This is a genomic window from Chitinophaga sp. 01L420 (assembly GCF_056399985.1).
Genome location: NZ_JBFTSK010000001.1, coordinates 295,588 through 318,677, shown reverse-complemented (window position 1 = coordinate 318,677; position 23,090 = coordinate 295,588). Strand labels below are relative to the sequence as shown.

At 44.0% G+C, this 23,090-nt stretch carries 18 protein-coding genes and 1 pseudogene; 12 read left to right on the top strand and 7 right to left on the bottom strand.

Annotated features, from left to right (window positions below):
* The first annotated feature begins 1 nt into the window (after position 1).
* Together AC1DP6_RS01420 and AC1DP6_RS01415 are read left to right on the top strand one after the other, a co-directional pair.
* The gene (locus AC1DP6_RS01420) at positions 2-373 is read left to right on the top strand and encodes a diacylglycerol kinase family protein (protein ID WP_477025052.1); all 372 of its coding nucleotides are present in this window, start codon (positions 2-4) and stop codon (positions 371-373) included.
* Between the two features lie 12 nt (positions 374-385).
* The gene (locus AC1DP6_RS01415) at positions 386-1,057 is read left to right on the top strand and encodes a DUF1361 domain-containing protein (protein ID WP_477053268.1); all 672 of its coding nucleotides are present in this window, start codon (positions 386-388) and stop codon (positions 1,055-1,057) included.
* 75 nt (positions 1,058-1,132) lie between these two features.
* Here AC1DP6_RS01415 and AC1DP6_RS01410 read toward each other — a convergent pair whose 3' ends face one another.
* Positions 1,133-4,540: a hypothetical protein gene (locus AC1DP6_RS01410; protein ID WP_477053267.1), complete on the bottom strand. Its 3,408-nt coding sequence runs from the start codon at positions 4,538-4,540 to the stop codon at positions 1,133-1,135.
* 61 nt (positions 4,541-4,601) lie between these two features.
* On the opposite strand from AC1DP6_RS01410, the gene AC1DP6_RS01405 reads away from it, so the two are divergent.
* Positions 4,602-5,240 carry an MBL fold metallo-hydrolase gene (locus AC1DP6_RS01405; protein WP_477053266.1) on the top strand — a complete coding sequence of 213 codons (639 nt, stop codon included), beginning with the start codon at positions 4,602-4,604 and terminating at the stop codon, positions 5,238-5,240.
* Between the two features lie 85 nt (positions 5,241-5,325).
* On the opposite strand, the gene AC1DP6_RS01400 is transcribed toward AC1DP6_RS01405, so the two are convergent.
* The 3 genes and pseudogenes from AC1DP6_RS01400 to AC1DP6_RS01390 form a co-directional block, all read right to left on the bottom strand.
* Positions 5,326-6,861, bottom strand: coding sequence for a lipopolysaccharide biosynthesis protein (locus AC1DP6_RS01400; RefSeq protein WP_477053265.1), 1,536 nt, complete (start codon positions 6,859-6,861; stop codon positions 5,326-5,328).
* Between the two features lie 90 nt (positions 6,862-6,951).
* Positions 6,952-7,332 (bottom strand): annotated as a pseudogene (arfB, locus tag AC1DP6_RS01395) (alternative ribosome rescue aminoacyl-tRNA hydrolase ArfB); the annotation flags it as partial.
* Between the two features lie 152 nt (positions 7,333-7,484).
* Entirely contained in the window at positions 7,485-7,946 is a 462-nt protein-coding gene (locus AC1DP6_RS01390; protein ID WP_477053264.1) for a hypothetical protein, read from the bottom strand.
* Between the two features lie 97 nt (positions 7,947-8,043).
* Between AC1DP6_RS01390 and dtd the strand changes: the two genes are divergently transcribed.
* From dtd to AC1DP6_RS01365, 5 genes are all read left to right on the top strand, one after another.
* Complete coding sequence (dtd, locus tag AC1DP6_RS01385) at positions 8,044-8,496, top strand: D-aminoacyl-tRNA deacylase (RefSeq protein WP_477053263.1); 453 nt, start codon at positions 8,044-8,046, stop codon at positions 8,494-8,496.
* Between the two features lie 52 nt (positions 8,497-8,548).
* Entirely contained in the window at positions 8,549-8,878 is a 330-nt protein-coding gene (locus AC1DP6_RS01380) for a nucleotide pyrophosphohydrolase (RefSeq protein WP_441573100.1), read from the top strand.
* Positions 8,879-8,921: 43 nt separating this feature from the next.
* Entirely contained in the window at positions 8,922-9,863 is a 942-nt protein-coding gene (locus AC1DP6_RS01375) for a YihY/virulence factor BrkB family protein (RefSeq protein ID WP_477053262.1), read from the top strand.
* Positions 9,864-9,944: 81 nt separating this feature from the next.
* Positions 9,945-11,372, top strand: a complete 1,428-nt coding sequence (locus AC1DP6_RS01370; protein WP_477053261.1) for a glycine--tRNA ligase — start codon at positions 9,945-9,947, stop codon at positions 11,370-11,372.
* Between the two features lie 100 nt (positions 11,373-11,472).
* Positions 11,473-12,012, top strand: a complete 540-nt coding sequence (locus AC1DP6_RS01365) for a hypothetical protein (protein ID WP_477053260.1) — start codon at positions 11,473-11,475, stop codon at positions 12,010-12,012.
* Between the two features lie 3 nt (positions 12,013-12,015).
* Here AC1DP6_RS01365 and AC1DP6_RS01360 read toward each other — a convergent pair whose 3' ends face one another.
* A complete protein-coding gene (locus tag AC1DP6_RS01360) occupies positions 12,016-12,738 on the bottom strand; it encodes a ferredoxin--NADP reductase (RefSeq protein WP_477053259.1) in 723 nt (240 codons plus the stop codon).
* Between the two features lie 164 nt (positions 12,739-12,902).
* On the opposite strand from AC1DP6_RS01360, the gene mfd reads away from it, so the two are divergent.
* From mfd to AC1DP6_RS01345, 3 genes are all read left to right on the top strand, one after another.
* A complete protein-coding gene (gene mfd, locus AC1DP6_RS01355) occupies positions 12,903-16,100 on the top strand; it encodes a transcription-repair coupling factor (protein ID WP_477053258.1) in 3,198 nt (1,065 codons plus the stop codon).
* Positions 16,057-16,281 (top strand): hypothetical protein, encoded by a 225-nt coding sequence (locus tag AC1DP6_RS01350; RefSeq protein WP_477053257.1) that lies wholly within the window; start codon positions 16,057-16,059, stop codon positions 16,279-16,281. Before mfd ends, AC1DP6_RS01350 begins: the two co-directional genes overlap by 44 nt.
* A 189-nt stretch (positions 16,282-16,470) precedes the next feature.
* Positions 16,471-17,172: an SIMPL domain-containing protein gene (locus AC1DP6_RS01345; RefSeq protein ID WP_477053256.1), complete on the top strand. Its 702-nt coding sequence runs from the start codon at positions 16,471-16,473 to the stop codon at positions 17,170-17,172.
* 81 nt (positions 17,173-17,253) lie between these two features.
* Here the strand turns inward: AC1DP6_RS01345 and AC1DP6_RS01340 are convergent, their stop codons facing one another.
* Positions 17,254-20,487, bottom strand: a complete 3,234-nt coding sequence (locus AC1DP6_RS01340) for a TonB-dependent receptor (RefSeq protein WP_477053255.1) — start codon at positions 20,485-20,487, stop codon at positions 17,254-17,256.
* A 312-nt stretch (positions 20,488-20,799) separates the two neighbouring features.
* Entirely contained in the window at positions 20,800-21,261 is a 462-nt protein-coding gene (locus AC1DP6_RS01335; protein WP_477053254.1) for a hypothetical protein, read from the bottom strand.
* Positions 21,262-21,756: 495 nt separating this feature from the next.
* Here AC1DP6_RS01335 and AC1DP6_RS01330 point away from each other — a divergent pair, with 495 nt between their 5' ends.
* Positions 21,757-23,085 carry an AAA family ATPase gene (locus AC1DP6_RS01330; protein ID WP_477053253.1) on the top strand — a complete coding sequence of 443 codons (1,329 nt, stop codon included), beginning with the start codon at positions 21,757-21,759 and terminating at the stop codon, positions 23,083-23,085.
* The last annotated feature ends 5 nt before the right edge of the window (positions 23,086-23,090 follow it).

Below are 23,090 nucleotides of genomic sequence, written 5' to 3'. Positions count from 1 at the left end.
CATGGGAAATTCTTATATCAGCAAACGGTTAGCCAGCTTCGGATACGCATTCAATGGTATTGGCGCCTTCCTGCGCAGTGAGCCGCATGCACGCATCCACGCAATCGCTACCCTCGTTGTAGTAGCTGCCGGTTGCTGGTATAAAATAGCAACGCCGGAATGGATTTGGATCATCCTCGCAACAGCATTGGTTTGGACAACGGAAATGCTGAATACGGTCGTTGAAAAAATAATGGATCACCTTTCACCACAACTACATCCCAAAGTGAAGTTCATCAAAGATGTAGCTGCGGGCGCAGTACTAATAGCCGCCATAGCCGCGGCTATTATCGGGGCTGTCATATTTATTCCCTATATTTTTAAAACCATCTAACATCATAACCATATGCAATTGAAAAGAACCATCCGTTTAGCACAACACCGTATCAGCCGCTCCCGGCCTCAATATACACTGTATGCCTCTGTGCTGTTTAGTCTGGCGTTGCTCTTATGTCGTGTTATCCATACCGGCAGTAACCTGCGTGTTTCCCTGATATGGAACCTTTTCCTGGCTTATGTGCCTTTTGCCATTACCCGCTGGATGGAGAAACATCCGGAGCAGATAAAGAACCGTTACAACTGGTACGGCTGCTTTATTTGCTGGCTGCTGTTTATTCCCAATGCGCCTTATATACTCACAGATCTCTTCCACCTCTTTGATGGAGGGGTACCACTATGGTTTGATCTGTTTGTAATTTTTTCCTTTGCCTGGAATGGTATGATGCTGGGATACATTTCTATTCGCAGTATGGAAAACATGTGGAGTCAGCGCCATTCCCGCTGGCCGGCCTGGTTATTCACTTTCCCGGTGATGTTCCTTTGTGGAATGGGCGTTTATATTGGCAGATTCTTAAGATATAACAGCTGGGACATTGTAAAAGATCCGCTTACCCTGCTGGGTGATATGAGAGACATCGTGTTGCATCCCTGGGAAAACCGCAGTGCATGGGCTTTTACAATATGCATGGGCGTCTTCCTGAGCCTGATGTATCCATTGGTAAAGAAACAACATAGCTGATCAGTATTTCATAAAAAGGAAAAGGGAGAACATGATCTGTTCTCCCTTTTCTATTAATAAGTTAAAAATTCGCGTTTAGAAATCTACCCCCATTCCAAAGTACCATATCGGGCTGCCTCTGAAAAAGGCTACTGCAGGCCAGCCTGCATCTGCACGGAGGAAGTAGCCGGCAATAGTGGTACGGGCACCGAAGCCATACCCACCTACAAACGGACCAAGGAATCCTTCTTTAATACGGGTAGTGATACCAGAAGTAGGATTGGTATAATTGGTATAATTAGCATCCTTAAAGCTCAGCTTTTTGTTCCACGCAGTACCTATGTCAATGAAGGAGGTTACCTGGAAATTACGCAGGAAAGCAGAGTTGATAGGCTTATCTATAAATGTGGCGAATACAGGTAAACGAAGCTCTGTATTTAATACCATCGCATTGTTACCGTTCCTCGCATTTTGTTTGTAACCACGCAGATTTTCAGTCAAAGTCTGGAAAGCATAGTTCACACTCATGTCTACCGGGTTATTGGTATTGATCTGTGGATTTAACCAGTTATCTACACCACCCAGGTAATACAGCAGCTTACGTGTTCCCCACGACATATCCATGGCGAAGCGGGTAGCCCAGATGAAGTTGCGGTAAATCTTTTCATAGTGACGGATATCTATCCCCATGTTATAGGTAAATCTGCCCTGAGCAGCTGCAGAAGTAGCTGGGTTGAACAGCTCATTCAAACCATTATTGGTTAACTGCGCATTGGTTTCTCCATAAATTTTATAGCGGGTACCATTCCAGATATTAATAGCCGGGTTAATGGTATTGTCATACACATATTCCAGGCGCATTAATGCATACGTTTCTTTGCGATCTTTAAATAACAAAGGTGGTTTATCTGTAGCCTGTACTACCAGTTTATCAGTACGTATACCTGCCGATAAACGAATGCTTCTCACCTGGTCAAACGGATAACGCATTTCTCCCTGGTAAATATTGGTAATAAACTTAGTAGGTCCGGAAGCGGTAAGGTTGCCGGTTGAATCATAAAAGTTCAATGCGGAGTTCTTATCCACTTTACGGTAGTACGTAAATTTGTAGTCAAACCGCTTTTTCAGATAGCTGGCATTGAAGAAATATTCAGACCCTTGCAGGGAAGACGGAATACGGAAGCCACCATTGAATTTCAGGTCTTCAAACAGATCACTTACCCCTATTTTGATTAATCCGTTCACAGGATCCGTAAGACGTATAGGGGCCTGCGGCTGACCGGTGAAAGGCTGGTACTTGTTAATCAGCACCGAGTTATCCAATTGCAGGATCAGGTAATCAGAAGCAAACTTGTATTTATATGGGAACAGCTTTGACTTCTTCAGTATTTGTTCGTCCTCTCTTTTCTTCTCGAACAGGGTAGGGCCTTTTGCCTCACCAGTAGCGGTGCTGTCGGCCGGTTCGTTGCCAAATTCATTCTGGAAGAAATTAGTATGGGTAGTGGTGTCTTTTAATGGCGCCTGGAAAGTGGGCAGTCCCAAACGGAGACTATCGTTATGCATCTGTGAGCGTCTGAAGTTGGTAGCGCGGGCGGTGATGTTTCTTTTCTTCAGTACCACCGTATCTACTTTCAGCTTCATCAGGCGTTTGATATCGGCATATTGTACCACTTCAGATACTTCTCCCTTTTCACCGGTAATCCGGGATTCCTGTATACCATAAGGGTAGTTGGAAATAGGGAAAGTATAGGTAGAATCTTTAGTAAGCGCCACTGCTTCAATAGAATCCGGCGCTGTGGCACCATAGGCGGCCAGTGCGGAGTCCAGTTCTTCCGGTTCCGGATTATGCAGAATTTCTGAGCCTACATAAAACAGGGAATCCACGCCATCGGCCTGGGACTTGAAGAACCCGGCATAACGGTTACGGATACCGTTGGCGTCAGATACAAAGGTGAAGTGGGTAGTGTTGTACTGCATCGGCAGTTTGGCGTTACCATACCGGAGGTCAGTTAACTGGGTGATCTGCTTTTCAGAGCTCTTGTTCCAGTTGTCCACCATAAAAATATTGAAAGGCCTGTTCATCAGCGAAGTATCTGAACCTCTTCCTTTAGGCGTGGCCCTGTTGGAGGAATAGATAATGCCGCTTTTGCCAGGGAAGGCAGCAAAGGAAGGATCCAGGTCATCATATACGTCATTGGTGATCTGGTCTGTTTTGGAATTGCTGATATTATAAGTGAAAATATCGGTGTGGCCATTTTTTACGGCAGACAGTAACAGGGTATTTTCCTGTACCGGCATGTATTTAAAGTCTATTACCCGGTCAAACTGATTCAGTTCCTGCCGTATAGTCGTATGGGTAATCAGGTCATAGATCATCAGTTTGGTTTTGCCTTCATGCTCATATACCACGGCGAGACGATTGCCTTTAGTGTTCCAGGCCAGCTGCGGATAGTTGGGATCTACCTGGTTAGCCAGTTGCATTACGCCACTACGCAGCAGTACCTTGGGTTTGTTCCATCCAAGCTGTATCTGCACCCGGTATACGCCTTTTTTAAATTCCACTACTGCATAAGAGTTATTCTTAGGGTTTGGATTGAAACGATAGTATTCTGACTTGGGAGTTATTTCCTGGGCTACAATAGTGCGGCCTTTGGCGGATGTTTTTCTCCTGCGGTTATCTTCCTGGAATCGCTTCTGATAAAATACGAAGAAGTCTTTAGTTGCTTTTTTAGGGGTTTGGTTCAATACCTGTTCAAATCCTTTTTTAAGCCCGCGGTTAATACGGGTAATATACATGAGGTAAGGCACAGCATCTTTGCCATACTTACTTTCCACATAATACCAGAAAGCCTGGCCTGCCAGGAAGGTATGGTCATAGGCCAGTGCATTAAAGTTGCTGTATTTGCCGGACATAAGGATCAGTTTCAGTTCCTCATCCTGTTCGGCCGTCCAGTTTTCGGCAGCATATCCTATAAAACCATCTGTAAACCATTTAGGGAAATCTATGAGGGCGGCGTTACCGGCAAATTCGCCGATATCTTCCCCAAAAAGCAATGTTTCCAGCATAATACGGGCAATACCCTGTCTTATCTGCCGGCGGAGGTGCTCATGGTTGCCATCAAAGTAAACGATCATCTTGTTCCCTACCAGCTTTGTTACCCCTCCTGTATTCTGCCACTCTACGCCAATACCGATATTGGACTGCTTCATTTCCCCGAAGGAGTTGTAAACCACAATATTAATGCGCTGTCTGGGATTGCTCTCCATGAACTGTTCCAGCTGAGGTAATTCCTTTTCGGCTACCTGGGCGGCATACTTACCAAGTTCAAGTCCATTCTGACTGAAATAGGTATTGAAATGACGGCTTTGATAGTATCTCCACTTAAAGTTCTTGAACTGCACTCGATTTTGGCCGAATTCTACTGTATTGGTCTGGGCTTGCGATACTATCGTTCCAAGTAATAGGGTACCGTGGAATAATAACCGGGTAATAAATCTGTTCATACAGAAAGTATTGATAATATTGTGATCTGTTTTAAAATTAGCCTAAAAAAATCGGGTAACAATGATTGAAATACAACAATTCACTTTTGGTCCATTACAAGAAAACACCTTCCTGCTTATTAACGGTAAAAAGGAATGTATAATTATAGACCCGGGATGTTATTTTCAGGACGAAAGAAAAGAATTATTACAATATATACAAACACACGGGTTAAATGTTATAAGATTATTGAATACGCACTGTCACTTTGATCATATTTTTGGTAATAAACTCGTATCAGATACGTATAAAGTGCGTCCGGAGTTTCATGAGCTGGAACAGCCGGTACTGGATAATTCCCAGAGAGCCGCTGCCATGTACAATATTCCCTTTGAGCCTTCTCCTATGGCTGGCCGATACCTGCTGGAAGGAGAGACCATTCCCTTTGGAACAGACGAACTAACGGTATTGCTTACACCTGGCCATTCTCCCGGCAGCGTATCTTTCTACTGTGCAAGCCAGCATTTCGTGATTGGAGGCGATGTATTGTTCTACCAGAGCATTGGCCGTACCGACCTGCCAGGAGGCAACCACAGCACCCTGCTGCAAAGTATCCGGGAAAAACTGTTTGTCCTGCCAGACGAGGTAAGGGTATTCCCTGGCCACGGACCTTCCACCACGGTTGGCTTTGAAAAGAAGCACAATCCGTTTCTAATCTAACCTGTTCATGCCTAAAAGCTAAAAGGAACCGCTAACAGCAGTCGCCAGAAGCAACCGCTAAAGTCTAATAGCTAACTGCTAACAGCTACTTCGCTATATACTTCCCGATTACCGGCAATCGGGCAAACTCCTTCTTCTCCATACGGAAAATAAACCAGGCATAAGCTGCAAAGAAAGCTGTTGCTACTGCGAGGGGAAGGGGTTTGAGGGCGTAGATATCTTTGGGTGAGAGCACCAGCCCGTTTAGCCAGTTAAACACATAGTAGATGCCTATAGCCAATCCTACGTAGGTAATGAGTTTAGGGAGATGATAAGGAATAGGATAGTATTTTTGCCCCCAGACGTAGCACACCACCATCTGAATAAAGTAACAAACCATGGTAGCCAGTGCCGCGCCATAATAGCCCATCACCGGAATCCACCAGTAATTCAGCAGGAAAGCAAGAATGGCCGTCAATATGGTAATCACTGCCCCGGTTTTGGTGCGGTCAGTAAGTTTGAACCAGATAGTAAGGTTATAATAGATCCCCAGGAACATATTGGCCAGCAATAAAACAGGCACAATCCGCATCCCCTGGTAGTAGAAAGGCACCCGGAGGAAAGCTTTCCAGATATTCAGGTAAAGACTTACAAACAGGAACATGAAGCAGAGCATGATCACAAACAGCTTCATGATACGGGCGTACATTTTCCTGGGATCGCCGCTCTCTGCCTGCTTAAAGAAAAAGGGCTCCGCTCCTAACCTGAATGCCTGTATGAACATCGTGATCAGTATAGCCAGTTTGTAATTGGCACTGTATAGGGCAATCACTTCTTTTTTAGCTTCCATATTATTCCCCGGGAGGAACTGGGGTAAAAACCAGGCCCTGTCGAAGGTCTCGTTTACCATGCCCGCCATACCCACAATAATCAGTGGCAGGGCATAGTGCATCATCTGCTTCCATAGCCGGGCATCAAATTTCCATTGAATTTTGCGGATCTGTGGAAGGAAAAGTACCAGGGTAATGGCACTGCCCAGCATATTACTCAGGTAGATATATCCCGTCTGGTCGCTGCTGCTTTGTACATCCGGCACCCAGTGGTGGCCTGCTGCGTATAGCTTCGGGCAGATGACCAGGAAAAAAATATTGAAGAAAATAGTGGTAACGATTCCGGCTATACGAATAGCTGCATACCTCACGGGACGGTCTTCCAGCCGCAATTGGGCAAATGGAATGGCTGTGAGCGCATCAAACGCCATCAGCATCACCACATAGGTATAATAGGTAGGATGACCATTCAGCCCCGCCAGTTCCCCGGCATAGGAATTTATGACCGAAGACTTTAACAGCAATAATAAGATGGTGATACAGATGGTCGACAACAGCAGGGATATCGTGGTGGTTCCCAGTACATTCGCTTTGTTTTCCTTTTTGGCAAAACGGAAAAAAGCCGTTTCCATACCATAAGTCAGCACAATATTGGCAAAAGGTATATAGGCATAAACGTTAGACATCTCCCCGAATGATGCACGGGTTAAAATCGTCAGATAAAAGGGGGTAAGAAAATAATTGAGCAATTTGCTCACAATATTACTTAGCCCATAATACATCGTTTGTCCTGCCAGTTTCTTAATACTCAATTCCCAGATATTTTGGTGCAAAATACGAATTACGGATTATGTATGCCAGATTAATGGGTGAATCCAACGAGTGCAACACCCAGCAGCCAGCTACTCAAACCCGCCCCTGCGCTGTTGTTTCTTATCCGATAATCGCTTTTTTGACTCAATTCTTTTCTCCCGGGCTGCTTTGGATGGCCGGGTGGGCACCCGCTTTTTGCGGGGGATCAGCGCTTTGCTGATCATCTCGTTCATTTTGGAGATCACCTCCTGCTTGTTGCCCAATTGGGTACGTTCTGTTTGGGATTTCACCTGGAGCAGACCATCCGCGTTAATGCGGTTAGACAATTTCTCCATCAGCACGGCTTTTTGTTCCGGAGTTAACAGGGCAGAAGCCATTATATCAAAATAGCCTTCTACCATGGTTTCCACCTTATTCACGTTTTGTCCTCCGCTACCACCGCTGCGGGCAGTGCGAAACGTGATTTCAGCGGTCACATTGATATTCATGTATATTTAATTTTTAATATAAAAAAGCACTAAAGAAGGGCAATTTATTAAAACTGCAGCGAATACGCCCTTTTCTTTGTGCTTTCAGGCTTTATATGCCAATGGAATCAGTAAGGGAACATATTTCCTTACACCTATAAAGTATAAGGAATCAGGAAGATCCCCGATGAATCCCGTTTCACCGGAACGGGGTTGTCATTCAGCAGGAGGCCATATACTGACGATCCGCAACAGCCCGACGTCTTCGTCAAAAATGCCATTTTATCCAATGTAAACTTTCCTGGTCTGCCCACACGCAATGACTGAGGAGTTCTCACATAAAAAAACAGCACTGCCTTGTTTCTTGGAGTATCTATCCACTGTCTTACCTGCATAAGCGTGTCAGGCATCTGAATTTTGATGCTGTCTAATGGTATACGGGCATCGGGGCCATACACCAGATCATGTCCGGTGCCTGGGTCTATCAGTTTAAATCCAAACATCAACTGCGCAGGGGAATCACACATAATACCATCGCAGGGAGTATCCTTTTTTGAACTTTTACAGGCAGCAAATAAAATGAATCCAATAAGTAAAATGTAAGAGATACGGGTCATGGAAGAATGATTTTGGTGCAGTTTAAACGTGAGGCAGGGCGAAAAGTTACAGAATCGACCGATTTGCTTTAATTTCCCACCCATAAAAAATGGAGCCATGAGGGTAGTTATACAACGCGTTAGTTCCGCATCGGTAACGGTAGACGGAGCTGTTACCGGGCAAATTCAGCAGGGATTACTGGTGCTGCTGGGCATAGAAGATATAGATACTACAGATGATATTCAGTGGCTGAGCACTAAAATCGTGAATCTCCGGATCTTTAATGATGATGATGGAGTGATGAACGTATCGGTGAAAGATATCCACGGTGATATATTGTTGGTGAGTCAGTTTACCTTGCACGCTTCCACGAAGAAAGGAAACCGGCCTTCGTATATCCGTGCCAGTAAGCCAGATGTTGCGATCCCTTTGTATGAGAAAATGATCCTTCAGCTGGAGCAGGATTTAGGGACCACTATTCAAAGAGGTATTTTTGGGGCAGATATGAAAGTGGCCTTGTTAAATGATGGCCCTGTCACCATTATCATCGATTCTCATCACCGGGAATAAAGAAGACAGCAATGCAGTCAATCCGTTATCTTTAATAAATAAAAACTAATCCATGACCATTCAGGAAGCCCAGGAAAAAATTGATAGCTGGATAAACACTACGGGAGTGCGTTATTTCAGTGAATTGACCAATATGGCCATACTCACAGAAGAAGTAGGAGAAGTAGCCCGTGTGATGGCCCGCAAATATGGTGATCAGTCATCGAAAGAAAGTGATAACAAAAAGCTGCTGGCAGATGAGCTGGCTGATGTGATGTGGGTATTGCTCTGCATCGCTAATCAAACGGGTATTGATATGACGGTAGCGTTGGAAAAGAACTTTGAAAAGAAAAATATCCGCGATGCACAGCGGCATCATAATAACCCCAAATTAAAATCCTAATGCAGCCTGCACGCTTTTTGTGTGCTGCTTATAAAACACTGCTATGCAAAAACAGGGAAAGCTAAAAAAGATCTGGCAGGTACTGAAACAATCCGGAAGCGAATTCATTGAAGATAAAGTACTGAAGCTGAGTGCTGCATTGGCTTATTATACTATATTCTCCGTTGCCCCTATGTTGATCATCATCATTTTTTTCTGTGATTTGTTTCTTGGTAAAGATGCCGTAGAAGGTAATATTTACGGACAAATCAGCGGCCTGGTAGGTAGTAACGCCGCTTTGCAGATCCAGGATATGATTAAGAATGCCTCCCTTTCCGGCGATATGAACTGGGCTACCATAGTGGGTTTTGTTACACTCATCATTGGTGCTACCGGGGTATTTGCCGAAATACAGGACTCTATTAACCACATTTGGCGGCTGAAATCAAAACCCAAAAAGAATGGCCTGTTACGCATGATCCTTAACAGGCTCCTCTCCTTTTCACTGGTGGTGAGTCTGGGCTTTATCCTGTTGGTATCCCTGGCCATTAATGGGTTGGTAGAATTATTCTCCACGCTGGTGGTGAGCTTGTTACCGGGAAAGATAACTTCCGGAATCCTCTTCTCCCTGGCAGATTTTGTAGTGCCCTTCCTGGTGATAGCCACGCTTTTTGCTATCATCTTTAAGGTACTGCCAGATGCCCGTATTAAATGGAAAGATGTGCGGGTGGGCGCCATTGCTACAGCCATTCTTTTTATGCTCGGTAAATTTGCGATAGGATACTATCTCGGAGCCAGCAAAGTAAGTTCTACTTATGGAGCCGCGGGTTCTATCGTGATTATACTGCTTTGGGTATACTATTCCGCAGCTATCTTGTACTTTGGGGCTGTATTTACCCGCGTATATGTACAGCATTCCGGGGCACAGATTTACCCCAACGAATATGCCGTTTGGATCAAACAAATAGAGGTTCCACATGAGCCGGAAGTGGTTCAGGAAGGATAGCATATCTGTTCGTCATTGTCTTACAAATATTTTAATAATCGCATACGTATTTTCAAAATAGGCATTTATCTTTGCGCCACTATGTCTACAGATCAGAATAAATTCCAGGCGATCATATCGCATTGTAAAGAATATGGTTTTGTTTTTCAGTCCAGCGAAATTTACGATGGGCTCAGTGCCGTATATGATTACGGTCAGTACGGGGCTGAACTGAAGAAAAACATCAAGGATTATTGGTGGAAAAGCATGACCCAATTGCACGAAGATATCGTGGGGATTGATGCTGCCATCTTCATGCATCCTACTACCTGGAAGGCATCCGGACACGTGGATAATTTCAGCGACCCGATGATTGATAACAAGGATAGCAAAAAACGCTACCGTGTAGATCACCTCATTGAAGGGCACGCAGAAACATTATCCAAAGAAGCTGGCGATGCACTCCTGGCACAAATGGATGAACTGCTGAAGGAAAACGACTTCGCAGGGCTGAAAACATTAATAGAAACCAATAAAATAAAATGTGGTGTTAGCGGTACCGTTAACTGGACAGAAGTACGTCAGTTTAACCTGATGTTCTCCACCCAGCTGGGTAGCGTTACAGATGAAGCGAGCGAAATATACCTGCGTCCTGAAACGGCACAAGGTATCTTCGTCAACTTCCTGAACGTACAAAAAACCGGCAGGATGAAAGTGCCTTTCGGTATTGCACAAATTGGTAAAGCTTTCAGAAATGAAATCGTAGCCCGTCAGTTTATTTTCCGTATGCGCGAATTTGAGCAAATGGAAATGCAATTCTTTGTACGCCCCGGCACACAACAGGAATGGTATGAAAAATGGAAAGCAGAACGTATGCAATGGCACCTGAGCCTGGGCATCGATCCTGCTAAATACCATTTCAAAGACCATATAAAATTAGCGCACTACGCTGATGCCGCAGTGGATATTGAATACGAGTTCCCATTCGGTTTCAAAGAAGTGGAAGGCATTCACTCCCGTGGTGATTTTGACCTGAAACAACACCAGGAATACAGCAAGAAAAAAATTCAGTACTTCGATACAGAAATCAATCAGAACTATGTGCCTTACGTGATAGAAACCTCTATTGGTCTGGATCGTATGTTCCTGCTTACTATCTGTAATGCTTACGCAGAAGAAGATCTGAGCACTGCAGATAAACAGGATAGCCGTGTGGTATTGCGCTTACCAGCTAAACTGGCGCCGATTAAACTGGCTGTTTTTCCGCTTACTAAAAAGGATGGTTTACCAGAGCTGGCGAGAGAGTTGATGAATGATTGTAAACCTGCTTTCCATTGCTTCTATGAAGAAAAAGATGCCATTGGAAAACGTTACCGCCGCCAGGATGCCATTGGTACTCCTTTCTGCGTAACCATTGATCATCAGACCAAAGAAGATGGTACTGTAACCATCCGTCACCGCGACACCATGGAGCAGGAACGCATCCCACTGTCAGAAGTGAAAGCACTGGTATTAAGCAAAATTCTCTAGTACTATTTTCCGGTAACTTATAGTGGCTATGACCGTTATATAAGTATAAGCAACCACCTTTATGCCTATACGAAGCTATATAACTGTCATAGCCCTTTTTATGTGTTGTTTGTCCGCTACGGCGCAAACACAGCCCCCAACAGAGAGGACCAACATCTCGGTAAAGAAAGCGCCACACCCCTACAGTCAGACAATATTGCTAGGCGTTGCTGGTCCTGCCTGCGGCATATCCCTGAATTATGATATCCGGTTCAACGGCACGGACAAAGGTCTCGGCGCCAGAATCGGTTTCGGATATGTGCCGGAGTATTCTGAAGAACGGCAATCGTGGAGTACGCATATTACCTATAAGAGAATATATAAAGCCAAAACTACGCTGCCATTCGGGTTCAACTATGTGCTGGCTCCCTCTCCCAGACATATGATAGAATTCGGTGCAGGACTCACCTACATGTCAGGTGATTCGCTTTGGTATGATGATATTAGCACCAGCTATACCTGGCTGGGCTGGATGTCTATGCATTATCGCCGTACTATTGGAAAGCACCTGCTAATGAGAGTAGGACTTGTTGCGATGGCTTCAAAAGAATATGTAGCGCCGTTTCCAACGCCGGAGTGGGGAATGGGATTCAGGTTTTAGCGGTTATCCGTATAATTCCTGGTGTATATCATGCCGGTCGTAGCCCAGTGCCTGTATCCGATGTTTTGCCTCGTCAATCATGGCTTTCCAGCCACAAAGGAAAAAGTGAGCCGGACGTTTATCGTTTTGCAGGAGCTCTTCATATACACTATGTACATATCCTTTTTTACCCGTCCAGTTTTCCTCACGTGATAAAGTAGGAATGTAGTTGAAGTTGGGCAGCTCGGCTGCAAGCTGCTGCAACTCCTGCGCATAGAGGAGGTCATGCTGATACCGCACCCCGAAAATGAGGTGAATAGGCGCATGCGGAATGGCGTGTTCATGAATGTAATGTGCCATCGACCGGAATGGAGCTATTCCTGTACCCGTACAGATCAGGAATAATTCCCTGTCTAACGGTTCCGGGAGTACGAAAATTCCCTGTGGCCCTCTCAGCAGCAGTTCACTCCCTACTTTTATTTCATTGAACAGGTAAGTGCTGCCTAATCCGCCTTCCAGGAGTACAATCACCAGCTCAAACACATTGCTGCCATCAGGATGAGAGGCAATGGAATAACTACGCCAGCGTTTGTTTTTTTTCTCGTGAATAGGCAGATCCAGGGTTACGAACTGCCCCGGTTTAAAGTCAAACCGATCCATGTCCGGTACCTCTATCCAAAAGCGGCGGGTGTTGTGGGTTTCATCCACCAACTTTGTGACGATGCCTGTATGCCATAGGTCCAACATGGAAATTGAGTTTTGGTCTCACTGAATATACTGAAAATTCGGGATTTTGTTATTTGGATATTTCCTTATTTGATTATTCCCCGGCCAGCTACCTTCCTCAAAACCTAAATATCTTGATAACCCAATATCAAAATCGGTAAATGTTCTTTACCTTTGCAGTCTTCATGAATTTACAGGCTGTATTACAATTATTTCAACGTGATGCTCGCCTGCAGTCGCTGGTGAAGGGGATACAATCACCCACCCCACAATACTTTCAGCTTTCCTCCATTAGTGGGAGTGCAATAAACTTTGTGGCAGTTAGCACCTGGGCGCATGCAGATGCGAACCATCTCTTCATCTTAAACGATAGAGAGGAGGCAGCCTATTTCCATAACGATCTGGAACAACTCAGCCAGGCACTGGACATTTTCTATTTCCCGGACTCTTTCAAAAAAGCAGGTCAGTTTCACGAGATCAACAGCAGCCATAGCATGCTGCGGACAGAAGCCCTCATGAAATTTTCCGGCGACAGTGTCCGTAAAAAAATACTGGTCACCTATCCGGAAGCACTCTGGGAGAAAGTGGCCGGCAACCAGGCTTTTAGCGCCAATATGGTGCAACTGAAAGTAGGCGATGTACTGAAAGTAGATTCGCTGCTGGAACAACTGATCACCTGGGGCTTTCATGCAACAGATTTTGTGTATGAACCCGGCCAGTATGCGGTAAGAGGGGGTATCCTGGATATCTATTCCTTTGGCAACGAAAAGCCTTACCGTATTGAATTATTTGGAGAAGATATAGACTCCATCCGCCTGTTTGATCCCGAGACACAACTGAGTGAACGCAAACTCACCCAGGTGACGCTCATCGCTAACATGGACACCCATGGCACCAGCGCTGATCACGGCAAAACCCCGCTCACAGAATTTCTGCCAGCCAATACCGTAGTATGGATGAAAGATCCCGCTTATGTACAGGGCGTGATAGAACAAATGGAGCAACGCCTGGACGACTTCCTGCTCACCGGACAGAAAGTAAAAGTGGATGAAGACGAAGAGATGGTGCTGAAAGAAGACGACTTTGTGAAAGCTGCCCCACTGATACAACAACTGCTGAAAAAGTCCACCATTGTTTTTGGTAACAAAGACTGGCTCACTGAAAAAGGCTATTCCGCCACAGCTATTGCCTTCGATACACAGGAACAGCCTGTGTTTAACCGGCAGTTCGATCTGCTGATCAAAGACCTGGGCAAACATAACAGTAATAAATATTCCCTTTTTATATTCTCAGATAATCCCCGTCAGCTGGAACGCTTGCGGAGTATCTTTGAGGACCTCAAAGCAGATTTTGTATTTTTCCCCATTCCTGTTGCTATCAGCACGGGATTTATTGATCACTCGCTGAAACTGGTATGTTATACCGATCACCAGATCTTCCAGCGCTTCCACAAATACAAGGTAAAACAAGCCTATAACAAGAATAAGGCTATTACCATGAAAACCTTGCGGGAGCTGCAGTCGGGCGATTTTGTAACGCATATCGATCATGGCGTCGGAATGTACAGCGGTCTACAGAAAATTGAGGTAGGGGGAAAAATGCAGGAAGCCATCCGTATTATTTACAAAAACAACGACCTGTTGTATGTAAATATCAACTCCCTGCACAAAATCAGTAAATACACCGGCAAAGAAGGCGTAGAACCTAAAGTAAATAAACTGGGTAGTGATGCCTGGGATAAGCTGAAGGAAAAAGCCAAAACGCAGGTAAAAGATATCGCGAAAGATCTGATACAGTTGTATGCCGTACGTAAAGCCCAACAAGGTTTTGCGCATACACCGGACACTTATCTGCAAACAGAACTGGAAGCATCTTTCATTTATGAAGATACCCCGGATCAGAGCAAAGCAACGGCAGATGTGAAACGTGATATGGAATCGCCGGCACCAATGGACAGACTTGTATGTGGTGACGTAGGTTTTGGTAAAACAGAAGTAGCTATCCGTGCCGCATTTAAGTCTATTGTAGATGGTAAACAGGCTGCCGTACTGGTACCTACTACCATCCTGGCATTTCAGCATTATAAAACTTTTGCAGACCGTCTGAAAGATTTCCCCTGCACAGTAGATTATCTGAACAGGTTTAAATCTTCCAAAGAAAAAAAGGAAACACTCAAACGCCTCGAAGAAGGAAAGATCGATATCATCATTGGCACACACTCCTTGCTGGGCAAAGAAGTGAAGTTCAAAGATCTCGGCGTACTGGTGGTAGATGAAGAACAAAAATTCGGTGTTTCTGCCAAAGAAAAACTGAAACAGATAAAACATAACGTAGACACCCTCACACTAACGGCAACGCCTATACCGCGTACACTACAGTTTTCGTTGATGGGTGCCCGTGACCTTTCTGTTATCAACACGCCACCGCCCAACAGGCAGGCTATTGAAACAGAAGTACAGGTATTTAACCAGGATCTGATCCGTGATGCTATTTATTACGAGGCAGAAAGAGGCGGACAGGTGTACTTTATCCACAACCGGGTTAAAGGACTCAAAGAAATGGCCGGGCTGATTCAGGGATTATGCCCCGATCTCTCTATTGCCACTGCACACGGACAGCTCGAAGGACATCAGCTGGAAGAAGTGATTCTGGATTTCATTGACCGCAAATACGATGTACTGGTATGTACCAATATCGTGGAAAGCGGTGTGGATATTCCCAATGCAAATACCATCATCATTAATAACGCTCATCATTTTGGGTTGAGTGACCTGCACCAGCTACGTGGCCGTGTAGGACGCAGCAATAAAAAGGCCTTCTGTTATCTGCTGGCACCACCGATGAGTACCCTGCCTTCCGATAGCCGCAAACGCCTGCAAACACTCGAACAGCACAGTGAACTGGGCAGTGGTTTCCAGATCGCTATGCGCGACCTGGATATCCGTGGTGCCGGTAACCTGCTGGGCGGTGAACAAAGCGGTTTCATGGCGGAAATAGGGTTTGATATGTACCAGAAAATTCTGGACGAAGCCATCCGCGAACTGAAACAAAATGAATTCCGCGATCTGTTTAAAGATCAGCTGGAAGAAAAGAAAGACTTTGTAAGTGACTGTACCATTGATACAGACATGGAAATATTGATTCCTGATACTTATATAGAGAGTATACAGGAACGTTTGAACCTGTACCAGGAATTGGATAATATCATGGAAGAAGGCAAGCTAAAGGCCTTTGAAGTAGATCTGGCTGACCGCTTCGGTCCATTGCCCGAGCCAGTAAAAGAACTGCTTACCATGATCCGTTGCCGCTGGATGGCCATACAACTGGGCTTCGAAAAAAATGATGCTGAAAGAAGAAAACCTGCGTTGCTATTTCATAAATAACCCCGATTCCCCTTATTTCGAATCCCCTACGTTCAATCATATATTAACGTATATACAAACCCGTACGAACAACGCCAAACTGAAACAGGTAGGCAAAAACTTTATGCTGGTGGCCTCCCGTATCCGTAATATGAATGACCTGTACGACTTTCTCAAGGCAATGACCGACAGCCGAAAATAATTTCACCTGTAACATAAACCCGTTGTAAACGTTTCATCCATAATATGAAATGTATATATCTATTTCTGTAACTGTGCATTAACAAAATTTTATAAAACCCCATTGTGGAATCACTTTTAAACGTAGCATCATGAGGGTGTAATTAACAACGGAAACTAATTTTTTAAAAACAATAGAAAACATCGACACATGAAAAAGGTAATGTTATTAGCCGCAGGATTATTTTTGGCCTTAAGCACTTTTGCACAACAGGCAGACAAACAACCGGTAAAAAAGATTGAAGTAAACGGTTCCGCAGAAATGGAAATCACACCGGATGAAATTTATTTCAACATCTCTTTACGTGAATATATGAAAGGTAAAAACAAAGTAGAGATCAGCACACTGGAAAAACAATTGCAGAAAGCAGTAGCGGATGCAGGTATTTCCAAAGCAGATTTCACCATTGAAAACGTGTATGGCAACAACTTTGAGATATTACGTAAAAAGAAAGATCCACAGGAATTCATGGCGCGCAAACAGTATCGCCTTAAATTAACGAAGCTGGATAAAATCAATGAAATTCTGGGCGCAGTAGATGCGGAAGGAATTGAAAATACAAGGATTGCTTCTTACTCTTCCAGCAAAATGGAAGCATATCGTAAAGAAGTAAAAATTAAAGCATTACTGGCAGCGAAAGAAAAAGCAGAATATATGCTGACTGCTATCGGTAGTAAAATGGATGGTGTTATTGAAATCCAGGAAATGAACACTGATAACTATACAGATGTTCGCCCAATGATGATGGCTAACTATAAGTCTGCAGCTGGTAGTGAAGATGCTTCATCTGATATTGATTTCAAAACCATTAAGATCCGTGCAGAAGTAAGAGCAGTATTTGCGATAAAATAATTACACTGGAGATGTAATAACAAAAAAAGAGGTTGTTCCATTACGGAACAACCTCTTTTACATTTATAAAGACTAGTTAAATTAGAAGCTGTATCTCAGACCCAGTTGCATCTGATGACGGGATGCAAAGAAATCTTTTGAGTAAGGAGTACCTGGATTGCTGTAGGTATAAGTTGGATAGTTGTTAACCACTTTACCGGTAGGCGTCAGACCCACACTCGCAGATGAGTTGAAGGTGTTTGGTGAGAAGTAGGAAATACCCCATTCTTTGTTCAGCAGGTTAGTAACGTTCACGATGTCGTAAGTCAGCGTGATGGTGTGTACTTTTTTACCTGCCTTGAAGTTCAGGTCCTGGCTGAAGCGGAAGTCAGCCTGTGTATTCCATGGTGTACGTCCACCGTTACGTTCTGTGAAATCACCTTTACGGCTGCTCAGGTATTTGTCGCTGTTTACATGATCCATGAAAGCTGCTGCCTGTTGAGCGGCTGTTGCTCCACCGATTTTATCAGTAAAGAAGTTGGTCGCTTCGGTTACATCTTTTGGAATGTAAGCCAGGCTCACCTGCTGAGGAGTACCCTGTACAGTGGCGTTTACGAAACCGTAGCTGAATGGAAGACCGGAAGAAGTATTAAAGAAGGCAGAGAAGTTAGATACCCATTTACCTTTTGTACCCCAGTCCTGTTTGTAGCTAACGGTAGCTACTATACGGTGACGAACATCAAAGTTAGAATAAGCCAGACCCGGATTGTTAGGGTTCAGTGCCTGGTTCAGCTGCCAGTTAGACTCCATGGAGTTACGGATACCGTTGGTGATATCTTTCGCCTGTCCATAAGTATAGGCAGTCATGAAGTTCAGACCAAAAGGAAACACTTTAGAGATCTGGGCAGTGATGCTGTAACGGTAACCTTTGTCGGTGTTAGACAGGAGGTAAGCGTTTGTATACAGGGAGTTGATTTTTTTACCAGAGAAAATTGGTTGTTGTTTATTTACATCGTAAGCATAGTAAGTAGGATTATCTACCAGGTTCACCTGTTGGAACTGCAGATCCTTAATTACTTTGGTATAGATACCTTCGATGGTGAATTTCCACTGGTCGTGAGTAGTGTAATCCAGTGCCAGGCTACTTCTCCATACCTGCGGCATTTTGAAGTTATTGTCAATCATATCTACCTGTGTAGCACCTGCTGCGTCTTTTACGTTTACACCATTCTGTGAAGCGAAATCAGCGATACCATTCGGAGAAGGTTTAGCTGCAGGCAGTGGCGTATTTACGAATGGTTTGTTGGATGCTTTATTATCGTATGCACCATAAGTAACACCATTATTATAGTAAGCGTAACCAATCCATGCAAAAGGAATACGACCAGTGAATAAGCCGCTACCACCACGTAATACCAGGCTGTTATCACCTTTGATATCGTAGTTGAAACCTAAGCGTGGAGAGAACTGTATGTTATTCAGGAAGTCGTTTTTGATATCCTTAGGTTTGGTATAGGAGTAAGTAGTTCCAAAATTAGGATCTTCCGGTGATTTGATAGTTTTATCGCTCAATGGTTGTTTGTTAGGAATACCAGTGTAGTCTAAACGTAAACCTGGAGTGATTCTGAAGCGATCAGTAATTTGAATTTCATCCTGTCCGTATAAGCTCAGCAGGTTCACTTTGAACTGTGCGGGAGGATTATTCATGATGTAATCGCGTGAGTTGTTGGTATAATTGAAGTTACCACGTACACGGGCAGGATTGTTAGCCAGGAAAGCTCCAATGCTGTCGTAATCCAGACGACCATTCCAGGAGTTTACGAAACCGTAGGTGATATTGTAGAACTCATTGTGTGTACCAACAGTAATGGTGTGGTTACCTTTAAACATGGTTACGTTATCAGTGATTTCAAACGTTTTTTGTTTCATGTTAAAGATACTTGCTTCACGGTCAGTACCCAGGAAGATAGTAGAACCTGGTGTTCTTCCTTTGATCTGGATCTGCGGTGTAGCAGGATCAGACAATGGATCTCTGAAATCATGAACGGAAGAGTAACCGAGGATCAGACTGTTAGACAGGAAGCTGTTGAAATTGCTTTTCAGTTCAGCAACTGTAGAGGTCTGGTTATTGGTTTGTTTGAAGTCAATACCTTTGAAGCGGAAGTTCTGTTGATCACGTTCCAGGTTGGTAGCTTCAGAAGTAATGGTATTGTTACGGATAGATAACTGATGTTTTTCGTTGATATGCCAGTCTAATCTGTTAAAGAATTTATTAGAGTTGGAATAGATGCTGGTGTTACCTGCAGTACCTGGATCAACACCGTAAGTTTTCATTAAGGCGGTGATGTCAGCTGCATCTTTTTCTGTTAAGATACCACCGTTATCAGCAGAACCTGCAGCGAGGATTACCGGATCAACGCGACGGGTAATTTCTTCGTTGGTAAAGAAGAATAATTTGTTCTTAATGATAGGGAAACCTACACGAATACCAGTTTGGTATTCATGAAAATCGCTTGGTAATTTAGAACCGTCACCGGCATTGTTTTTACCGATCATGGAAGCGTTACGGCCATAACCATAAATGGAACCGTGTACTTCGTTGGTACCGCTGCGTGTTACCGCATTTACGCTACCGCCGAGGAAGTTACCTACTTTCACATCAAACGGAGCCAGTAAAACCTGTACATCCTGGATTGCATCGAGTGATACGGGGTTGGTACGGGTACTGCTACCTGGTTGACCGCTGGTGCTGCTCTGTCCACCTAAGGAAGGGCTGAAACCAATCGCATCATTGTTGATAGCACCATCCAGGGTTACGTTATTGTAACGGTAGTTGGTACCCAGGAAGGAGTTGTTATTGCTCTGAGGAGTTACTTTGGTAAGATCCTGCAGGCTACGGCTCAGTGTAGGGAGCGTTTTGATCTGCTCCTGTCCTACTCTGGTACCGCCGGATTTACCGCCGCCAGCATTACCTGTTACTACTACTTCACTCAGGGCAGTTGATTCTTCCAGTAATTTGAAGTTGAAGCTGGTTGTTCCCAGACCCAGGTTAACGTCTGCTTTTACTTCTTTCTTATATCCGATAAAGGAAACAGTGATGGTATAAGGACCACCAGGATTGAGGTTCGGCAGGATATAGCGGCCGTCACCATTTGTCTGCACGCCGGATTTGGCACCGGTGCTATTGTTTACTATGACTACAGTAACGCCGGGAATGGCTTGTCCACCTGCATCGGCTACTTTACCCGATATAACAGATGTAGTCACCTGCGCCTGCGCGTTGTTGTAAAAAATGATTACAAGGAAGCTAACTAATAGCGTAAAGAATGATTTCATAAACTGTTTGTAAGTATTTACAGGTGCAAAGGAAACAGTCTAAAACAACCAGAATGTTAACAGATCATTACGGAATTGTTAAGGAGTACATAAAGTGAACTTGAAAAACGAGTTTTTTTATTTTTTGGGTTAAAATAATATCGAATTTACATTGCTATTTAACCTTAATGTTAACAGCGCCGAAAAAAGGGAATACAAATTAATTGTTAACTGAGGGTAAACAATAAACATAAATAATATAACCTTAACGTATATACGAACAAAGCCCCGCCTTTATAGGCAGGGCCAGTGCAAAGTCATCAAAAATGATGTTTAATAAATTTCGACTTTGAAAGTCCCGTCCGTTAAAGGTTTTTCAGTATCACCATTTGATAATACACCGGAGAATGTACCCTCCGCATGTTTACTATTAATGCTCGTTATATTTACTTTGATATTTCGACCGGTATACCCCATCTCCTTTTGCTGGATTTGCATCAGGGACATTTCTACCCCTTCAAATGAGCCGGTAGTAAGGGAATCTTTAGGAAACGTGATCATCAGTTCCATATGGTAGCCGAAGTTATTGGTTACACCATCCACTACCAGGGTTTTCCTGCCGGCATAAACGGTATCAGTAACATAAGCTTCGGTAGAATTGGACTGATAAGTATCCTTATCCAGTTTAAAGAAAAAGCTGCTGGCTGGCCTGGCGTCATCTTTTTTGGAGTTACAGGCACTCAGTCCTACTCCTAGTACAGCAATGATGGCTACCAATAATAATTTCATACGCATGACGTAGTAGTTTTTGTTTCGGTATGCCTTTTTAGTCAGGAAAACCAGTGCCGGCCGCTATGGTGGCGGCCAGCCATAATTTAAATTAACATAGGATACTGGTCAGGTCTGTTGGCATAGGGATAATGTAGGTGCAATATATATAAATAAAAATGAATTAAATAAATTATATATGGATATGGCGCTAGTTGATTGTTTTTTCGTCGTAAAACTTAGTTTAAGAAAGCGCTATAGTTAATTATTATGTGTGCGGCCGGCATATACGGAACAATTCAACGGGAGCTAATGCCAGATGAAGATATCTTTGCAATTTGGGGGATGATATCAGGTTTATGAGATCCCTGGTAGCGCTGGATAGAATTTTCGGGTTTCATCATAGTCGTATATCAGGTAGGATTACGCTGCTAAACACAGGTCGAAATACTATAATTAACAATTTTTTTGAGCCCGAATTGCGTATTATTACGGCGTTACTGAATATTTTAAAAGCACATTATGTCATCGGAAGTAATAAAGCAATTACAGGAGGCGGTGCAGTTTTCGCCGGAAAATGTGCCTTTACGCATGCACCTGGCGCAGGTACTGCTGCAGGATTATGAATATACCGCAGCTGAAGAACAATATAGAAAAGTGTTAGAGCTCTCTTCTACTAATACAGCTGCCCAGCTTGGTCTGGCGCGGACTTTTTATCATCAGCAGAAATATTCAGCAGCTATTGTGGTGCTGGAACAACTGGAACACCGGGAGCCTGATCACTTTGATGCGCTGCTGTTGCATTGCCGCATCCTGGTGAAAGAACAATCTATGCCCCAGGCAAAAGATGTATACCAGCATTTACTGCAAATAAATCCAGCCTTTCGCGATGAAGCACTGGACGGACTTTTCCGTGTAGCCCAGCAATCTCCCGCTTCTTTTAGCGGTGAAGATGAGGAAGAAGAAGAAGGCGAAAGCTTATTCATGCTGGAAAAACCTGAAATCAATTTTTCAGATGTAGGTGGCATGGAAAGAGAAAAGCAGGAAATAGATCTGAAGATCATTAAGCCCCTGCAATTTCCGGATCTATATAAAGCTTACGGTAAAAAAGCCGGTGGAGGTATTTTATTATATGGCCCTCCGGGCTGTGGTAAAACCTATCTCGCCAAAGCTACCGCAGGGCAGATACAGGCAGAATTCATCAATGTAGGTATTCACGATGTGCTGGATATGTGGGTAGGTACCAGTGAGAAGAACCTGCATAGCCTGTTTGAGCTGGCCCGTCAGAGTAAACCCTGTGTGCTGTTTTTTGATGAGGTAGATGCCTTGGGCGCTAACCGTTCTGCGCTCCGGCAGTCTGGCGCAACGCATATTATCAATCAGTTCCTCGCAGAAATGGATGGTATTGCCGCCAGCAACGAAAATATTCTCATCATTGGTGCTACCAATGCCCCCTGGAGCCTGGACCCGGCATTCCGCCGCCCCGGCCGTTTCGACAGAATCATTTTTGTGGCTCCGCCCGAAACAGAGGGCAGAGAAGAAATACTGAAGCTACAACTACGCAATAAACCGGTAAGTGACATTAATTATAATGCACTGGCGAAAGCTACACCTGGTTATTCCGGTGCAGATCTGAAAGCAATTGTAGATATTGCCATTGAAGAAAAACTGCTCGAAGCACTGCAAAAAGGTGTACCACAGCCCATCACACAAAAAGAATTATTAAAAGCCGCTAAAATCCATAAACCAACCACAAGGGAATGGTTTAATACTGCCCGTAATTATGCGCTGTATTCAAATGAAACCGGTCTTTATGATGATGTATTGAAATACCTGGATATTAAGAAATAACGTTT

What these genes read in the sequence shown, in the direction of transcription:
- AC1DP6_RS01335 (WP_477053254.1), bottom strand. Translation starts at nt 21,261, where the DNA reads ATGCGTATGAAATTATTATTGGTAGCCATCATTGCTGTACTAGGAGTA.
- mfd (WP_477053258.1), top strand. Translation starts at nt 12,903, where the DNA reads ATGAATTTACAGGCTGTATTACAATTATTTCAACGTGATGCTCGCCTG.
- AC1DP6_RS01390 (WP_477053264.1), bottom strand. Translation starts at nt 7,946, where the DNA reads ATGACCCGTATCTCTTACATTTTACTTATTGGATTCATTTTATTTGCT.
- AC1DP6_RS01340 (WP_477053255.1), bottom strand. Translation starts at nt 20,487, where the DNA reads ATGAAATCATTCTTTACGCTATTAGTTAGCTTCCTTGTAATCATTTTT.
- AC1DP6_RS01420 (WP_477025052.1), top strand. Translation starts at nt 2, where the DNA reads ATGGGAAATTCTTATATCAGCAAACGGTTAGCCAGCTTCGGATACGCA.
- AC1DP6_RS01370 (WP_477053261.1), top strand. Translation starts at nt 9,945, where the DNA reads ATGTCTACAGATCAGAATAAATTCCAGGCGATCATATCGCATTGTAAA.
- AC1DP6_RS01405 (WP_477053266.1), top strand. Translation starts at nt 4,602, where the DNA reads ATGATTGAAATACAACAATTCACTTTTGGTCCATTACAAGAAAACACC.
- AC1DP6_RS01345 (WP_477053256.1), top strand. Translation starts at nt 16,471, where the DNA reads ATGAAAAAGGTAATGTTATTAGCCGCAGGATTATTTTTGGCCTTAAGC.
- AC1DP6_RS01360 (WP_477053259.1), bottom strand. Translation starts at nt 12,738, where the DNA reads ATGTTGGACCTATGGCATACAGGCATCGTCACAAAGTTGGTGGATGAA.
- AC1DP6_RS01330 (WP_477053253.1), top strand. Translation starts at nt 21,757, where the DNA reads ATGTCATCGGAAGTAATAAAGCAATTACAGGAGGCGGTGCAGTTTTCG.
- AC1DP6_RS01375 (WP_477053262.1), top strand. Translation starts at nt 8,922, where the DNA reads ATGCAAAAACAGGGAAAGCTAAAAAAGATCTGGCAGGTACTGAAACAA.
- AC1DP6_RS01380 (WP_441573100.1), top strand. Translation starts at nt 8,549, where the DNA reads ATGACCATTCAGGAAGCCCAGGAAAAAATTGATAGCTGGATAAACACT.
- AC1DP6_RS01365 (WP_477053260.1), top strand. Translation starts at nt 11,473, where the DNA reads ATGTGTTGTTTGTCCGCTACGGCGCAAACACAGCCCCCAACAGAGAGG.
- AC1DP6_RS01410 (WP_477053267.1), bottom strand. Translation starts at nt 4,540, where the DNA reads ATGAACAGATTTATTACCCGGTTATTATTCCACGGTACCCTATTACTT.
- dtd (WP_477053263.1), top strand. Translation starts at nt 8,044, where the DNA reads ATGAGGGTAGTTATACAACGCGTTAGTTCCGCATCGGTAACGGTAGAC.
- AC1DP6_RS01350 (WP_477053257.1), top strand. Translation starts at nt 16,057, where the DNA reads ATGATGCTGAAAGAAGAAAACCTGCGTTGCTATTTCATAAATAACCCC.
- AC1DP6_RS01415 (WP_477053268.1), top strand. Translation starts at nt 386, where the DNA reads ATGCAATTGAAAAGAACCATCCGTTTAGCACAACACCGTATCAGCCGC.